General features: G+C 67.8%; 15 protein-coding genes. 8 read left to right on the forward strand and 7 right to left on the reverse strand.

From position 1 onward, the window contains the following. Nucleotides 1-48: 48 nt before the first annotated feature. From AC1DMS_RS12015 to AC1DMS_RS12040, 6 genes are all read left to right on the forward strand, one after another. Entirely contained in the window at nt 49-1,062 is a 1,014-nt protein-coding gene (locus AC1DMS_RS12015; RefSeq protein ID WP_478181053.1) for an ABC transporter substrate-binding protein, read from the forward strand. 315 nt (nt 1,063-1,377) lie between these two features. Next, the gene (locus AC1DMS_RS12020; RefSeq protein WP_478181054.1) at nt 1,378-2,199 is read left to right on the forward strand and encodes an ABC transporter permease; all 822 of its coding nucleotides are present in this window, start codon (nt 1,378-1,380) and stop codon (nt 2,197-2,199) included. A gap of 19 nt (nt 2,200-2,218) precedes the next feature. Further along, complete coding sequence (locus AC1DMS_RS12025) at nt 2,219-3,019, forward strand: ABC transporter permease (RefSeq protein ID WP_478181055.1); 801 nt, start codon at nt 2,219-2,221, stop codon at nt 3,017-3,019. Next, the gene (locus AC1DMS_RS12030; protein ID WP_478181056.1) at nt 3,009-4,070 is read left to right on the forward strand and encodes an ABC transporter ATP-binding protein; all 1,062 of its coding nucleotides are present in this window, start codon (nt 3,009-3,011) and stop codon (nt 4,068-4,070) included. Before AC1DMS_RS12025 ends, AC1DMS_RS12030 begins: the two co-directional genes overlap by 11 nt. Beyond that, the gene (locus tag AC1DMS_RS12035) at nt 4,067-4,927 is read left to right on the forward strand and encodes a phosphodiesterase (protein ID WP_478181057.1); all 861 of its coding nucleotides are present in this window, start codon (nt 4,067-4,069) and stop codon (nt 4,925-4,927) included. The genes AC1DMS_RS12030 and AC1DMS_RS12035 overlap by 4 nt, the downstream gene beginning before the upstream one ends. A 64-nt stretch (nt 4,928-4,991) precedes the next feature. Next, a complete protein-coding gene (locus tag AC1DMS_RS12040) occupies nt 4,992-6,653 on the forward strand; it encodes a Na/Pi cotransporter family protein (RefSeq protein ID WP_012746409.1) in 1,662 nt (553 codons plus the stop codon). Nucleotides 6,654-6,669: 16 nt separating this feature from the next. Here AC1DMS_RS12040 and AC1DMS_RS12045 read toward each other — a convergent pair whose 3' ends face one another. Continuing rightward, complete coding sequence (locus AC1DMS_RS12045) at nt 6,670-7,080, reverse strand: response regulator (RefSeq protein ID WP_478181058.1); 411 nt, start codon at nt 7,078-7,080, stop codon at nt 6,670-6,672. A gap of 101 nt (nt 7,081-7,181) precedes the next feature. Continuing rightward, the gene (locus AC1DMS_RS12050; protein ID WP_028256445.1) at nt 7,182-8,165 is read right to left on the reverse strand and encodes a quinone oxidoreductase family protein; all 984 of its coding nucleotides are present in this window, start codon (nt 8,163-8,165) and stop codon (nt 7,182-7,184) included. Between the two features lie 101 nt (nt 8,166-8,266). On the opposite strand from AC1DMS_RS12050, the gene AC1DMS_RS12055 reads away from it, so the two are divergent. Next, nucleotides 8,267-9,175, forward strand: coding sequence for a DMT family transporter (locus tag AC1DMS_RS12055; protein ID WP_278880947.1), 909 nt, complete (start codon nt 8,267-8,269; stop codon nt 9,173-9,175). 39 nt (nt 9,176-9,214) lie between these two features. Here the strand turns inward: AC1DMS_RS12055 and AC1DMS_RS12060 are convergent, their stop codons facing one another. Genes AC1DMS_RS12060 through AC1DMS_RS12075 form a run of 4 tightly spaced genes read right to left on the reverse strand, consistent with a single transcriptional unit; the run spans nt 9,215 to nt 13,610 of the window. Further along, nucleotides 9,215-10,009, reverse strand: a complete 795-nt coding sequence (locus AC1DMS_RS12060) for an SDR family oxidoreductase (RefSeq protein WP_012746405.1) — start codon at nt 10,007-10,009, stop codon at nt 9,215-9,217. Nucleotides 10,010-10,035: 26 nt separating this feature from the next. After that, nucleotides 10,036-10,986 carry a DMT family transporter gene (locus AC1DMS_RS12065; RefSeq protein WP_307593556.1) on the reverse strand — a complete coding sequence of 317 codons (951 nt, stop codon included), beginning with the start codon at nt 10,984-10,986 and terminating at the stop codon, nt 10,036-10,038. Between the two features lie 21 nt (nt 10,987-11,007). Then, a complete protein-coding gene (locus AC1DMS_RS12070; protein ID WP_307593558.1) occupies nt 11,008-12,621 on the reverse strand; it encodes a gamma-glutamyltransferase family protein in 1,614 nt (537 codons plus the stop codon). 14 nt (nt 12,622-12,635) lie between these two features. Further along, nucleotides 12,636-13,610, reverse strand: coding sequence for a Bug family tripartite tricarboxylate transporter substrate binding protein (locus AC1DMS_RS12075; protein WP_278880475.1), 975 nt, complete (start codon nt 13,608-13,610; stop codon nt 12,636-12,638). A 97-nt stretch (nt 13,611-13,707) separates the two neighbouring features. Here AC1DMS_RS12075 and AC1DMS_RS12080 point away from each other — a divergent pair, with 97 nt between their 5' ends. After that, nucleotides 13,708-14,634 carry a LysR family transcriptional regulator gene (locus AC1DMS_RS12080; protein WP_278880477.1) on the forward strand — a complete coding sequence of 309 codons (927 nt, stop codon included), beginning with the start codon at nt 13,708-13,710 and terminating at the stop codon, nt 14,632-14,634. 139 nt (nt 14,635-14,773) lie between these two features. On the opposite strand, the gene AC1DMS_RS12085 is transcribed toward AC1DMS_RS12080, so the two are convergent. Then, nucleotides 14,774-16,180, reverse strand: a 1,407-nt coding sequence (locus tag AC1DMS_RS12085) for a tripartite tricarboxylate transporter permease (protein WP_478181059.1), incomplete at its 5' end; no start/stop codon positions are given.

The following is a 16,180-nucleotide window of genomic DNA, read 5'->3' on the forward strand; positions in this document are numbered from 1 at the left end:
TCGATCACCTCGCCTCTGTCTCCATATACCCATCCAAGGAGTTCTTTCATGTCCCTCCGTATTTCCCGCATGGCTCGCCTCGGCCTGATCGCCGCCGCGCTCGTTGCCGCTGGCAGCGCCATGGCCCAGACCGCCATTTGCTACAACTGCCCCACCGAATGGGCCGACTGGGGCACGCAGCTCAAGGCCATCAAGGCCAAGACCGGCATCACCGTGCCGGCCGACAACAAGAACTCGGGCCAGTCGCTCGCGCAGCTGGTGGCCGAGAAAGCGAGCCCCGTGGCCGACGTCACCTACCTGGGCGTGACCTTCGCGGTGCAGGCGCAGAAGGAAGGCGTGGTCGAGCCCTACAAGCCGGCCGCGTGGAAGGACATTCCCGACGGCCTGAAGGACCCGGCCGGGAACTGGTTCACCATCCACTCGGGCACGCTCGGCTTCATGGTCAACGTCGATGCGCTCAAGGGCAAGCCGATTCCGAAGTCGTGGGCCGACTTGCTCAAGCCCGAATACAAGGGCCTGATCGGGTACCTCGATCCGGCCTCGGCGTTCGTGGGCTATGTCGGCGCGGTGGCGGTGAACGAGGCACGCGGCGGCACGCTCGACAACTTCGCGCCGGCCATCGATTACTTCAAGGCGCTGCAGAAGAACGAGCCCATCGTGCCCAAGCAGACTTCCTACGCGCGCGTGCTGTCGGGCGAGATCGCGATCCTGCTGGACTACGACTTCAATGCCTACCGCGCCAAGTACAAGGACAAGGCCAACGTCGCCTTCGTCATTCCGAGCGAAGGCACGCTGGCCGTACCCTACGTGATGAGCCTGGTCGCCAAGGCGCCGCATGCGGCCGAGGGCAAGAAGGTGCTCGACTTCGTGCTGTCCGACGAGGGGCAGGCGATCTGGGCCAAGGCCTATCTGCGGCCGGTGCGCGCGAGCGCCATGCCCAAGGACATCGAGGCGCAGTTCCTTCCTGCTACCGAATACGCGCGCGCGAAGAGCGTGGACTACGCGCGCATGGCCGAGGCGCAGCGTGCGTTCTCTGATCGGTATCTCAAGGAAGTGCGCTGAGTTTTGTCCCGGATGCGTTCAGGGCGCGCTCCCGCTGATGGGGTACCTTGCTCCGCGAATGTCCTCCGGCCTGCGGCCTTCCCCTTGATTTCGCTGCGCAAGGCACCCCATCAGCGGGTGCGTTGGACAGAGCGGTCGTTGATCAGCGGTACACCCAGAGCGTGCCCTGGTGCACAGGCCATCGGGTGCTCCCCGCAGCGAAATAAAGGAGGAGCCGAAGGCGGGGGACATTTGCGGAGGGGAGTACCCGGTGGCCTGTGCACACGCCCCGAACAAAACAGCGACAAGAACACAAGCGCGTAATGAAAAACTGAGATGAAGCAACCCAACGCCTGGAACCCCCGCTGGCGCCTGCTGGCCTGCGCAGCCCCCGCCGCCGTTTTCTTCGCGGCCTTCTGGCTGCTGCCGGTGGTGCGCCTGCTCACGCTGCCGGCGAGCAAGGGCTGGTCCACCTACTTCGCAGTGCTCACCGACTCGCGCTACCTGCAGAGCATGGCCAACACCGTGGCACTGTCTGTGGCCGTGACGTTGGCAACCCTGCTGCTCGGCGCCGCCGTCGGCATCTACCTTGCGCGTCACGCCTTCGCGGGCAAGCGCATGCTGCTGTCGCTGCTCACGCTGCCGCTCTCGTTTCCAGGCGTGATCATCGGCTTCTTCGTGATCCTGCTCGGTGGGCGGCAGGGGCTGGTGGCCGACATCGGCGACAGCCTGTTCGGCGAGCGCATCACCTTCGCCTACGGCCTGCTCGGGTTGTTCCTGGCCTACCTCTACTTCTCGTTGCCTCGCGCCATTGCCACCTATGCTGCCGCGGCCGAGGCCATGAACATGCAGCTGGAAGAAGCCGCGCGCTCGCTCGGCGCCTCGCGGCTGCGCGTCGCGCGCGACGTGTGGCTGCCCGAACTCGCGCCCACCACGCTCGCATGCGGCGCGATCCTGTTCGCCACCTCGATGGGCGCCTTCGGCACCGCCTTCACGCTGGCCAGCAAGTTCGAGGTGATCCCCATCACCATCTACAACGAGTTCACCAACTACGCCAACTTCGCGCTCGCCGCATCGCTCTCGATCGCGCTGGGCCTCGTCACCTGGCTGGTGCTGTTCGCCGCGCGGCGCTTCGGCGCCAACCCCGTCGCGCGCTGAATCATCAAGGAACTCCCCCATGCGAAAGAACACGCAACCCCGGGCGCCCTTCCTGCTGGCCATCACCGTGCTCGTGAGCTTCTTCATGATCGCCCCGATGCTGCTGTCGGTGATGGCCGGCTTGGTCAACAACTACAGCGCGGGCCTGAAGAGCGGCCTCACGCTCCGCTGGCTCGGGGAGGTATGGGACAACTACGGCGGCACCGTCGGCTGGTCGCTCGCGCTGGCGCTGGCCTGCGTGATCGGCACCGTGCTGCTGGGCGTGCCCTGCGCCTATGCGCTGGCGCGCAGCCGCTCGCGCGCGGCGCACATCTTCGAGGAGCTGCTCACGCTGCCGGTGGCGGTGCCGGGACTGGCCACGGCGCTGGCGCTGATCCTTGCCTACGGCCAGCTCACGGCCTTCCGCCAGAGCTTCGCCTTCATCCTGGTGGGCCACATGGTGTTCACGCTGCCGTTCATGGTGCGTACCGTGAGCTCGGCCTTCCAGCGCGACGACCTGCTCGCGCTCGAAGAGGCGGCCCGCTCGCTGGGCGCGAACTTCCGCCAGCGCTTCATGGGCATCCTGGTGCCCGCGGTGTTCCCCGCCATCGTGGCCGGCAGCCTGATGGTGTTCACGCTCTCGGTGGGCGAGTTCAACCTCACGTGGATGCTGCACACGCCGCTCACGCGCACCCTGCCCGTGGGCCTGGCCGACAGCTATGCCTCGATGCGCATCGAGATCGGATCGGCCTATACGCTGGTCTTCTTCGCGGTCATTCTTCCGGTGCTGTGGGGCCTTCAATATCTTGCCAACCTGATGCAGAAACGCCATGGAACTTGAACGCATTCCCATCGACATCGCGAACTGCGCGAAAACCTACGCCGACGGCACGCGCGGGCTGCTGCCCACCCACCTGCATGTGGAGGCCGGCGAGGTGCTTGCGCTGCTCGGGCCCTCGGGCTGCGGCAAGACCACGCTGCTGCGGCTGATCGCGGGGCTCGAAGCACCCGACGAAGGCAGCCGCATCGTGTTCGGCGGGCAGGAGGTCACCGATCGGCCGGTGGAGCATCGCGGCGTGGGCATGGTGTTCCAGAGCTATGCGCTGTTTCCGCAGATGACGGTGGCAGCCAACATCGGCTACGGGCTGCGCATCCGCGGCGTGGCGCCGGAAGAGGAAAGGCGCGCGGTGGGCGAGCTGGTCGACCTGACGCGCCTGGGCGGCCTGGAGAACAAGCGCCCCGCCGAGCTCTCGGGCGGCCAGCGGCAGCGCGTGGCGCTGGCGCGTGCCGTGGCCGTGCGCCCGCGCGTGCTGCTGCTGGACGAGCCGCTGGCCGCGCTCGATGCCAAGCTCAAGGAGTCGCTGCGCGACGAGCTTGCCGAACTGCTGCGCCGGCTGCACATCACGGCCATCCACGTCACGCACGACCAGCAGGAGGCCCTGGCCATTGCCGACCGCCTGGCGGTCATGAGCGCCGGGCGCATCGTGCAGATCGGCCGCGGCGAAGAGCTGTACCGCGCACCGGCGCATCCCTTCGTTGCCGAATTCCTGGGCCGCGTCAACCGCCTCGCGCGCGAAGCCGACGCCATTGCGCAAGGCGTTGTCCGACTCGGCGGAAGCACCCTGCCTTGCCCACCCGCCTGGCGCAGCCATGCGATGCTGCTGGTGCGCCCCGAAGACGTCGAAGTGAGCGCGCCGCGGCCCGACTGGGGCACCGCCACGGTCGAGCGCCGCACCTTCCTCGGCGACCGCGTGCAGCTGCAGTTGCGCGTGCAGGACCAGCCCTTGCTGGTGGCCGACGTGGGCCGCGACACACCCTTCGGGCCCGGCGATCCGGTGGGCCTGCGCATCCAGCCCGACCGCCTGATGACCTCGCAGGAGACCATCGCATGACGACGACAACGACACAAGACACCACCTTCCTGGTCCAGCTGACCGACCTGCACATCCGCGAGCCGGGACGCCTGGCCTATGGCCGCATCGACACCGCGCCCTACCTGGAGCGCGCGGTGCAGTCGGTGCTGCGGCTGCCGCAGCAGCCCGACGCCGTCGTGATCACGGGCGACCTCAGCGACTTCGGCCGCGCGGCCGAATACGAGCACCTGGCGCGCCTGCTGGCGCCGCTCGCGATGCCGGTCTACCTGATGCCCGGCAACCATGACGAGCGCGGCCAGCTGCGCCGCAGCTTTCCCGGCCACGCCTACCTGGCGGCGGGCGTGGGCTCGGCCGGCTTCGTGCAGTATTCGGTACGCATCGGCGCGCTGCGCCTGCTCACGCTGGACACCTGCGTGCCGGGCGCGAGCCACGGCGAACTCTGCAGCGAGCGCCTGGCCTGGCTCGAGGAACAGCTCGATGCCTGCCGCGGCGAGCCGGTGGTGATTGCCATGCACCACCCGCCTTTCCGCACGCTGATCGGCCACATGGACGAGATCGGCCTGCTGCAGGGCGCCGAGGCGCTCGAGGCCCTGGTCGCGCGGCACCGCAACGTGGAGCGCGTGATCTGCGGCCACCTGCACCGCGCCATCGACGTGCGCTTTGGCGGCAGCATCGCATCGACTTCGCCGGCGCCGGCGCACCAGGTCTGCCTGGACCTGTCGCCCGATGCGGCCTCGGCCTGGACGCTGGAGCCCCCGGGCTTCAAGATTCACGCCTGGTCGGCCCGGGACGGCCGGCTCGTGACCCATCTGGCAGCTTCCGGCACTTTCGAAGGCCCTTTTCCCTTCCATGACAACGGAGCGTTGATCGACTGAGGCCATTCATGTGGAAAATGGGGCCGCAAACGAACAAAAACGAAAAGGATAGAAACCGGCATCCATGAAGCACCTCCTGAACCTGCTCGCCGCCGTTGCCCTGCTGGTGTGGGGCACGCACCTCGTGCGCACGGGCGTGCTGCGCGTGTTCGGCGCCAACCTGCGCAAGATCCTGGTGCAGAGCATGCGCAACCGGTTCACGGCCGCGCTGTCGGGCATCGGCGTCACGGCCCTGGTGCAGTCGAGCACCGCCACCTCGCTGATGACCTCCTCCTTCGTGGGGCAGGGCCTGGTCACGCTGCCGGCGGCGCTGGCGGTGATGCGCGGGGCCGACGTGGGCACGGCGCTCATCTCGGTGCTGTTCTCGGCCGATCTCTCGTGGCTGTCGCCGATGTTCATCTTCGTGGGGGTGGTGCTGTTCATCACCCGCTCGGCCAGCGTGGCGGGCCGCGTGGGGCGCGTGCTGATCGGGCTGGGGCTGATGCTGCTGGCGCTGCAGCTGGTGGTGGAAGCGACCGAGCCTCTCTTTTCGGCGCCGGCCGTGCGCGTGCTGCTGGCCTCGCTCAACAGCGACGTGCTGCTCGAGATCACCATCGGCGCGGCGCTGGCGATCGTGGCCTATTCGAGCCTGGCGGTGGTGCTGCTGGTGGCGGCCATGGCCAGTTCCAACGTGGTGCCGCTGGATGTCGCGCTCGGGCTGGTGCTGGGCGCCAACCTCGGCAGCGGCCTGCTGGCGGTGCTGACCACGGCCAAGTCCGCGGTGCCGGTGCGGCAGGTCACGGTGGGCAACCTGCTGTTCAAGGGGCTGGGCGTGGCCATCGTCGCGCCTTTCGTCGGGCTCTGGCTGCGCTACGTGCAGCCGCACGTGCCGAACGCGACGCACGGCGTGGTGCTGTTCCACCTGGCGTTCAACGTGCTCATCAGCCTGGGCTTCATCGGGCTCACGCAGTGGGTTGCCGCGCTGGTCACCAAGATGCTGCCGGTGCCGCCGCTGCCGGCCACCTCCACGCGGCCGCATCACCTCGACCCGTCGGCGCTGTCGACGCCCTCGCTCGCCATTTCCAACGCGGCGCGCGAGGCGCTGCACCAGGCCGACGTGGTGGAGACCATGCTCATCGGCACGCTCGACGTGATCCGCCACAACGACCTGCGCCTGGCGCAGGAACTGCGGCAGCTCGACGACACGGTGGACGAGCTCTACTCGGCCATCAAGTACTACATGACGCGCATCTCGCGCGAGGCGCTGGGCGAGGAAGAAAGCCGGCGCTGGACCGACATCATCAGCTTCACCATCAACATGGAGCAGATCGGCGACATCATCGAGCGCGTGATCATCGACATCGAGGACAAGAAGATCAAGCCACAGCGCAATTTCTCCGAGGCGGGCATGGCGGAAATCGTCGAGCTGCACGGGCGGCTGGTCGCCAACCTGCGGCTGAGCATGAGCGTCTTCCTGAACGGCAACGTGCGCGACGCGCAGCGGCTGCTCGAGGAGAAGGCTCGCTTCCGCGACCTCGAGCGGGCCTATGCCACCACCCACCTCGACCGCCTCTCCGACCGCACCACGCTGAGCATGGAGACCAGCTCGCTGCACATCGACCTGATCAGCGACCTGAAGCGGATCAACTCGCACATCTGCTCCATTGCCTATCCGATCCTCGAATCGGCGGGCGCGCTGGCGCCGAGCCGGCTGCGCGAATCGCGGCTCGGGAAGATCGAGGGCTGATCTGGCGTCGGGTCGGTCAGTGCGCCGCCGGGAACGGCGGGACTGAGAACTGCTCCTGCCGGCGGCGCAGGCAGAAATCGACCAGGTCGTCGAGCTCGGTGGCCTTGTCGAACACCGCATCGGCGCCCAGCTGCGCGCACTTGCGCCGCATCTGCGGCGTCAGGTGGTTGCTGAGCACCACCATCTTCTGGTTCGGATCGCGGTTGCGGCAGGCCTCGAGCACGCCGAAGCCGGTGCCGTCCTTGAGGAACAGGTCGACGATGGCCAGGTCCCATTGCGACAGGTTGCCCGCGAGCCAGCGCGCGCCCTCGTTCTCGGTTTCGGCCTGGCCCACCGGATCGACCCGCGCCACCTCGCGCAGCGTGCCGGCCAGGTTCTCGCGGATGGCGGGGTTGTCCTCGACGATGAAGGTTCTGACGGTGTCCATGGCGCGGGCCTTCGCTGGCTTTGCTGAAGGCTACAAAGTGCGCCTTGCACAAGACGCAGGCATGACACCCCACCGCGGGTAGGACGGCGGCTGGCCCGGCCTCAGAGCGTGAGGATGGTGCAGCCGGTGGTCTTGCGCGCTTCCAGGTCGCGATGCGCCTGCTGCACGTCGGCCAGTGCATAGCGCTGGTCGATCGGGATCTTCACCGCGCCGCTCTGCACCACGGCGAACAGGTCGTCGGCCATGGCCTGCGTGCTCTCGCGCGTGGCAATGTGCGTGAACAGCGTCGGTCGCGTCACGTAGAGCGAGCCCTTGGACGCGAGCGTGCCCAGGCTGATCGGCGGTACCGGGCCCGAGCCGTTGCCGAACACAGCCAGCAGGCCGAACGGGCGCAGGCAGTCGATGGAGCCTTCCCAGGTGTCCTTGCCGACCGAGTCGTACACCACCTTCACGCCCTTGCCGCCGGTGATCTCCTTGACGCGGGCCGCGAAGTTCTCGGTGCTGTAGTTGATGGCATGCGCCGCGCCGTGTTCGAGCGCGAGCTTGCACTTGGCGTCGCTGCCGGCCGTGCCGATCAGCTGCAGGCCGAGCGCCTTGGCCCACTGGCAGGCGATCAGGCCGACGCCGCCGGCCGCTGCGTGGAACAGGATGAAGTCGCCGGGCTGCAGGCCTTCGGCCGGCAGCGTCTTCTTCAGCAGGTATTGCGTCGTGAGGCCCTTGAGCATCATGGCCGCGCCGGTCTCGAAGGAGATCGCATCGGGCAGCTTGCAGACATTCTTGGCCGGCATCACGCGCAGCTCGCTGTAGGCACCGGGCGGCTGGCTCGCATAGGCGGCGCGATCGCCGGCCTTCAGGTGCGCCACGCCTTCGCCCACGGCCTCGACCACGCCCGAGGCTTCCATGCCCAGCTGCAGCGGCATCTGGAACGGATAGAGCCCGCTGCGCTGGTAGGTGTCGATGAAGTTCAGGCCCACGGCCTTGTGGCGGATGCGGATCTCGCCGGGGCCGGGCTCGCCCACCTCGACGTCGACGATCTTCAGTTCCTCGGGGCCGCCATGGCGGTCGATACGGACGGCTTTGCTCATCATCTTTGCAGTCTCCAGTCGCACAGAAAAGAAGAGGCGCATGGTGCCACGTTTGGCCTTCGCGCGACGGGGGCGGGGAATGCCCGGTAGAGTCGGCGGCCATGCAGATCCAGCAGCGCCTCACGCCTTCCACCGTCTTCCTGCTCACCGTGCCGCCGCTGCTGTGGGCGAGCAATGCGGTGGTCGGCCGCCTGGTGCGCGACCTGGTGTCGCCGCTCACGCTGAACTTCGTGCGCTGGGTGATCGCGTTCGTGCTGCTGCTGCCGCTCGCATGGCCGGTGCTGCGCCGCGGCAGCCCGATGTGGGCGCACTGGAAGCGCTATTCGGTGCTGGGGCTGCTGGGCATCGGCAGCTACAACGCATTCCAGTACCTGGCGCTGCAGACCTCCGCGCCGATCAACGTCACGCTGGTGGGCTCCAGCCTGCCGCTGTGGATGCTGGCGGTGGGCGGCATTTTCTTCGGCGCGCGTGTCGGCGGGCGAGAGATCGGCGGCTCGCTGCTCTCGATGCTGGGCGTGCTGCTGGTGCTGAGCCGGGGCGAATGGCGGCAGCTGCTCGCGCTGCGGCTGGTGCCGGGCGATCTCTACATGATCCTGGGCACCATCGCCTGGGCGTTCTACAGCTGGTTCCTCGCGCGCACGCGCGAGCCGCAGGACGTGCGGCAGGACTGGGCCGCGTTCCTGATGGCGCAGCTGGTGTTCGGCCTCGCATGGTCGGGCCTGTTCGCGGCCGGGGAATGGACGCTGGCCGATGCGCGCATGGAGCTCGGATGGCCGCTGCTGGCGGCGCTGGCCTTCATCGGCATCGGCCCGGCCGTGGTGGCCTACCGCTGCTGGGGCAGCGGCGTGCAGCATGCGGGGCCGCAGGCCGCGAGCTTCTTCATGAACCTCACGCCGCTGTTCGCCGCGCTGCTGTCCGCGGCCTTCCTGCGCGAGCCGCCGCACTGGTACCACGGCGCGGCCTTTGCGCTGATCGTGGGCGGGATCGTGATCTCGTCACGGCGCCCATAGCCGCGCGCGACACGAAGCGCGCGCAGCCTGGGGGCGAGCTCAGTACGTGCCGGGGTAGGCGCCGCCGTCGGCCAACACGTTCTGTCCCGTCATGTAGCCGGCCTGCATGCTGCAGAGAAAGGCGCAGATCGCGCCGAACTCGGCGGGCGTGCCGAAGCGCCTGGCCGGAATGTTCTTCTTGCGGGCTTCCCACACGGTGTCGAAGTCTTGTCCCGACTTCTGCGCCGCGCCGGCCATCGTGCCCTTCAGGCGGTCGGTGTCGAAGGAGCCGGGCAGCAGGTTGTTGATGGTCACGCCCTGCGCGGCGATGGGCGTGCGCGCCACGCCGGCCACGAAGCCCGTGAGGCCGCTGCGCGCACCGTTGGAGAGGCCGAGGATGTCGATGGGCGACTTCACAGAGCTCGAGGTGATGTTGACGATGCGTCCGAAGCCGCGCTTGGCCATGCCGTCGACCGTGGCCTTGATGAGCTCGATCGGCGTCAGCATGTTGGCGTCGACGGCCTTGATCCATGCCTCGCGGTCCCAGTTGCGGAAATCGCCCGGGGGCGGGCCGCCGGCGTTGGTGACGACGATGTCGAAGTCGTGGCCGAGCGCGAACACCGCCGCGCGGCCGGCCTCGGTCGTGATGTCGGCGGCCACGTGCTTGACGAAAGGCGCCGGCGAGCCGGCTGCCGCTGCGGCCAGCTTCGCAGCCGCCGCTTCGAGCGCCTCGGCGCCGCGCGCCACGATCACCACGTTCACGCCCTCGCGCACCAGCGCCTCGGCGCAGCCGTAGCCCAGCCCCTTGCTCGCGCCGCACACCAGCGCGGTCTTGCCTGCAATGCCCAAATCCATGTTGTTGCTCCTTGACTGCAGGAGCGCTAGCGCCCCGTGCGTGTGAAAACGAAGATGCCCGCAATCACGAGCACCGTGCCGGCCGCGATCCACGCGGTGAACGGTTCGCCGAGTATGACCACGCCCATGAGGATGGTCGACAGCGGCCCGATCATGCCGGTTTGCGCGGCCATGGCCGGGCCGATGCGCTCGATGGCCATCATGACCATGAGGACAGGCACCGCCGTGCACAGCGTGGCGTTGAGCACCGACAGCCAGATGACCTCGGGCGCCACCTGCATTGCGGCGCTCATCGGCCGCGTGAGCGCGAACTGCAGGATGCACAGCAGGCAGGCCACGGTGGTGGCTAGGCCCACGAGCCGCAGCGAGCCCAGGCGCTTGACGAATTCGCCGCTGTAGACAAGGTAGGCCGCATAGCTCACGGCGCTCAGGAACACGAGGAAGGTGCCCCAGGCCGCCGCGCCGCCGCCCTTGCCGCCGCCGCCGATCCAGAGCTCGTGCCCGAACACGAGCAGCACGCCGGCATAGCTCACGATCATGCCGAGCACCTGCGGCCGCGTGGCGCGCCGCCGGTACAGGAGCCAGCCGAACAGCAGCACCAGCGTGGGGTTGAGATAGAGAATGAGCCGCTCGAAGCTGGCCGAGATGTAGGCGAGCCCGGCAAAGTCGAGAAAGCTCGCCAGGTAGTAGCCCGAGAAGCCGAGCCCGGCCACGCCGAACCAGTCGCGCAAGGTGAGCGCGGGCTTGCCGCGGCCGGCCCACCACGCCATCAGCGCGAACAGCGGCAGCGCGAACAGCATGCGCAGCATGATCAGCGTGATCGCATCCACGCCGTAGCGGTAGGCCAGCTTGACGATGATGGCCTTGCCGCTGAACGCGACCGCGCCGAGCGAGGCGAGGATGAGGCCGGGCGCAAGGCTCCTCGCGCCGCTGGCTGAAGAAGAGGGAATGCCGGTCTGTACGGCGGACTTGGTCATTCCCCGATCATCGCGTAGCCGTCAAAAGCCTGCCGCCAGGCCATCGCGGCGCGGATCGCTGGCGGCCACGTAGCCTTCGACCGACGGATCGCCCGCGCGCCAGATGAACTGGCCGGCGCCGAAGTCCTGATAGGAGTCGTCGATCACGTCCAGGTGGTGGCCGAGCTCGCGCAGGCCCTGCACCGTGGCCGGGTTCATTGCGGCCTCGACGTTGATCTCGAGCCCCGCGTTGAAGCGCCAGCGCGGCGCATCGCAGGCGGCCTGCGGGTTCTGCTTGTAGTCGAGCATGCGCACCAGCGTCTGCATGTGGCCTTGCGGCTGCATGTTGCCGCCCATCACGCCGAAGCTCATCACCGGCTGGCCGTCCTTGGTGAGGAAGGCCGGGATGATGGTGTGGAACGGCCGCTTGCCCGGCGCCACGACGTTCGGGCTCTCGGCCTTGAGGCTGAAGCCATGGCCGCGGTTCTGCAGGCTGATGCCGAACTCGGGCTCCACGCAGCCCGAGCCGAAGCCCATGTAGTTGCTCTGGATGAAGCTCACCATCATGCCGCTCTCGTCGGCCGCCGTGAGGTAGATGGTGCCGCCCTTGACGGGGTTGCCGGCCTTGAAGTCCTGTGCCTTTTTCACGTCGATGAGTCTCGCACGCGATGCGAGGTAGGAGTCATCGAGCATTTGCGCGGGTGTCACCGTCATCGACGATGGCTCCGACACATAGCGGTAGACGTCGGCGAAGGCGAGCTTCATCGCCTCGATCTGCAGGTGCTGCGAAGCGACCGAGTCGACCGGCAGCGAGGCGATGTCGAACTTTTCCAAGATGCCGAGCGCGATCAGCGCCGCAATGCCCTGCCCGTTGGGCGGAATCTCGTGCAGCGTGTGGCCGCGGTAGTCGCGCGAGATCGGCTTGACCCATTCGGGCTGGTAGGCCGAGAGGTCGGCCACCGTGAGCGAGCCGCCCTGCTCCTTCGAGAACCTGGCAAGCGCCTCGGCAATCTCGCCGCTGTAGTAGGCCTCGCCCTTGGTGCGGGCAATGGCCTTGAGCGCGCGCGCGGCGGCCGTGAAGCGGAACAGCTCGCCCACTTCGGGTGCGCGGCCCCAGGGCATGAAGGTCTGCGCGAAGCCCGCCACCGATGCCAGCACCGGCATGGCCGCGGCCCACTTCTGCTGCACCACCGGCGGCACCAGGTAGCCGCGCTCGGCGATGTCGATGGCCGGTGCCAGCAGGTCGGCGAAAGGCAGCTTGCCGAAGCGCTCGCTGAGCGCCACCCAGCCGCGCACCGCGCCCGGCACGGTGACCGAATCGATGCCGCGCATCGGCGGCGTGGCGGCGTCGGCGCCGTACTTGGCCTTGAAGTAGTCGGGCGTCCAGGCCTTGGGCGCGGGGCCCGAGGCGTTGAGGCCGTGCAGTTCCTTGCCGTCCCACAGGATGCAGAAGGCGTCGCTGCCCAGGCCGTTGCTCACGGGCTCGACCAGCGTCATCACGGCCGCGGTGGCAATGGCCGCATCGACGGCATTGCCGCCCTGCTGCAGCATGCGCAGCCCCGCCTGCGAGGCGAGCGGGTGCGAGGTCGACACCACGTTGCGCGCGAAGATCGGAATGCGGGTGGAGAGGTAGGGGTTGCTGAAGTCGAAATTCATGGGAATGTGCTCGCTTATTCGTTGGTGATCTTGCGCTCGACCACGATCTTTTTCCATTTGGCAGCGTCGGCCGCCACCATTTTGGCGAACTGCTCGGGCGTTCCGGCGGCGGCAGGCTCGATGCCCAGGCGCGACAGTTTTTCCTTCACCTCGGGATCGGCCAGTGCCTCGTTCGCGGCTTTGTTGACGCGCGCCACGATGTCCGCCGGCAGGCCCTTGGGACCGTAGAAGCCGAACCAGGTGTTCGACTCGAAGCCCGGCAGCGTGTCGGCGATCGGCGGCAGTTCAGGCGCGAGCGGGCTGCGCTTGGGCGTGGTGACGCCCAGCGCGCGCAGCCGGCCGTCGCGCACGTGCGGCATGCCGGTGGGAAGCGAATCGAATAGCACGTCGACCTTGCCGCTGATCAGGTCGGGAATGGCCAGCGCCGTGCCCTTGTAGGGAATGTGGGTCACGAACACGCCGGCCTGCGCCTTGAAGAGCTCCGCAGTGAGCTGCACGATGGTGCCGTTGCCGCTGGACGCGTAGTTGAGCTTGCCGGGGTTCTTCTTTGCGTGGTCAATCCATTCGCGCACGGTCTTTGCGGGCGAGTTGACCGGCACCAGCATGATGCTCGGCGCATCGCCCACATGCGCGATGGGCGTGAAGTCGCGCACCGTGTCATAGGGCAGCTTGCTGGTGATGGCCGGCCCGATGGAGTGGGTGCTGGTGGTGGCCAGCAGCAGCGTATAGCCGTCGGCCGGCGCCTTCGCGGCCATGTCGGAGCCGATGGCGCCGCCCGCGCCCGGCTTGTTGTCGATGATCAGCGAGGTGCCGAGCTTTTCGCTCATCTTCTGTCCGAGCGTGCGGGCGAAGAGGTCGGTTGCGCCGGCCGCCGGGAACGGCACGATCAGCCGCACCGGCTTGTTCGGATAGCCCTGGGCCACGCTGGCCGTCGATGCAGCCACGCAAAGCGCCGCCGCGGCCGCTTGGAGGAACTGGATTCTTTTCATGGTGCTGATTCTGGCCCGGTGGAGAAAAGCTCGCATGCTATGCAGCCGCCGCACATCAAGCCAGATAATCCAGCTTATTCAACTATGAGTGCTGCTTATGACGAAGAACGCCACGGAGGAAGTCTCGCTGCAGCAGCTGCGGGCGCTGGCGGCGGTCGCCGAGTCGGGCAGCTTCACATTGGCAGCGGAAAGCCTGCAGCTGACGCAGCCGGCCATCAGCCACCTGGTCAAGCGCATGGAAGAGCAGCTCGGACAGCCGCTCATCGTGCGCGGCCGCCGTATCCAGTTCACGAGCGCGGGCCAAGTGATGGTCGAGACCGCCGTGCGGGCGCTGCGGATGATCGATGAATCGGTGGACGCCTGCCGCTCGCAGTCGCAGCTGCGCGAAGGACGCGTGGTGCTGGCAGTGGGCCACCTCACGGCGGGCGCCCTGCTGCCGCCGATGCTCGGCCGCTTCTCGCAGAAGCACCCCACGCTGGCCACCACGCTGCTGGACAGCACCGCCGAGCAGATGATCTCGCGCATCCTCTCGCAGGAGGCCGACCTGGGCTTTGGCTCGGACATCGGCCAGAAGCACTCGGAGCTGGCGACCGAGCCGCTGTTCACCGAGCGCATGGCCCTCTTCGTACGCGACGACCATCCGCTGGCGCAGCGCGTGGTGGTCGATGCCCGGCAGCTCGAGGCGCTGCCCTTCATCCACGTGAACCCCGACGCCAACGTGTGGCGCGCCGTGAGCCGCCAGCTGTCGAGCATGGCGAATGTGTATCCGCGCGTGGTCCACCATGTGTCGATGCTGTCGACGGCCTTCGGCCTGATCCAGGCGGGCGCGGGTGTGGCGCTCCTGCCGCGCTATGTGGAGGTGCTGATGCCCGGCAACCTGCGCGCGGTGGCTGTCACGCGCCCGGCGCTCGAATACCCGGTCGTCGCGGTGCGGCTGGCCAAGCATCCGCTGAGCCCGGCGGCGCTGGCCTTTCTGGCCATGGCACGACAGCACATGAAACCGCCCCGCGCAAACAAGCCCTGAAAAAGAAAACGGCGCCCAGAAGGCGCCGTCGTTTTTATTCGTGGAACACCGCGGAACCGGCTTTGCCGGGCCGCTGGTGTTGCCCCCTTGAGGGGGGAGTCGAGCTACACGAAGTGAGCGAGGGACGGGGGTGGGCCGTTTAATCCTCGACGAAGGCTTCTTCGCGCTTCGCCTTGACCGCCGGCAGCAGCACGATCACGAGCAGCAGCAAAGCGGCAAGCAGCAGGCCGAGCGAGATCGGACGCGTGACGAACACGCTCCAGTCGCCGCGCGACAGCAACAGCGAGCGGCGCAGGTTTTCTTCCATCATCGGCCCGAGGATGAAGCCCAGCAGCAACGGCGCAGGCTCGCAACCCAGCTTGAAAAAGGTGTAGCCCACGAAGCCGAAGATGCCGACCATCCAGATGTCCCAGGTGTTGTTGTTCGTGGAGTACACGCCGATGGCGCAGAACAGCACGATCGCCGGGAACAGGAACTTGTAGGGCACCGACAGCAGCTTGATCCACATGCCGATGAGCGGCAGGTTCAGGATGATCAGCATCGCGTTGCCAAGCCACATCGAGGCGATCAGGCCCCAGAACAGCTCGGGGTTGCTGGTCATCACCTGCGGGCCGGGCTGGATGTTGTGGATCGTCATTGCGCCCACCATCAGCGCCATCACCGCGTTGGGCGGAATGCCCAGCGTGAGCAGCGGGATGAAGGAGGTCTGCGCACCGGCGTTGTTGGCCGCCTCGGGAGCTGCCACGCCGCGGATGTTGCCCTTGCCGAACGGCACTTCGCCGGGATGCAGCTTGGTCTTCTTCTCGATGGTGTAGGCCGCGAAAGCCGACAGCAGCGCACCGCCGCCGGGCAGGATGCCGAGCGAAGAGCCCAGCGCCGTGCCGCGCAGCACCGCGGGAATCATCCGCTTGAAGTCTTCCTTGGTCGGGAACAGGCCCGAGACCTTGGCGGTGAACACTTCGCGCTCGTCGTCGGGGCGCGAAAGGTTGGCAATGATTTCGCCGTAGCCGAACACACCCATGGCAATGGCCACGAAGCCGATGCCGTCGGTCAGTTCCGGAACGTCGAAGCTGTAGCGCGCCACGCCCGAATTCACGTCGGTGCCGACAAGGCCCAGCAAGAGGCCCAGCACGATCATCGCGATGGCCTTGAGCAGCGAGCCCGAAGCCAGCACCACGGCGCCGATCAGGCCCAGGATCATCAGCGAGAAGTACTCGGCCGGGCCGAACTTGAAGGCCAGCTCGGTGAGCGGCGGCGCAAAGGCCGCGAGGATCAGCGTGCCGACGCAGCCCGCGAAGAACGAGCCCAGGCCCGCCGCGGCCAGCGCCGGACCCGCACGGCCCTTGCGCGCCATCTGGTAGCCGTCGATCACGGTCACCACCGACGAAGATTCGCCCGGCAGGTTCACCAGGATGGCGGTGGTCGAGCCGCCGTACTGCGCGCCGTAGTAGATGCCGGCCAGCATGATCAGCGCCGACACGGGCGGCAGCGCGTAGGTGGCGGGCAGCAGCATCGCGATGGTCGCGACCGGGCCGATGCCCGGCAG

It is taken from the genome of Variovorax sp. 05T418, assembly GCF_056396385.1.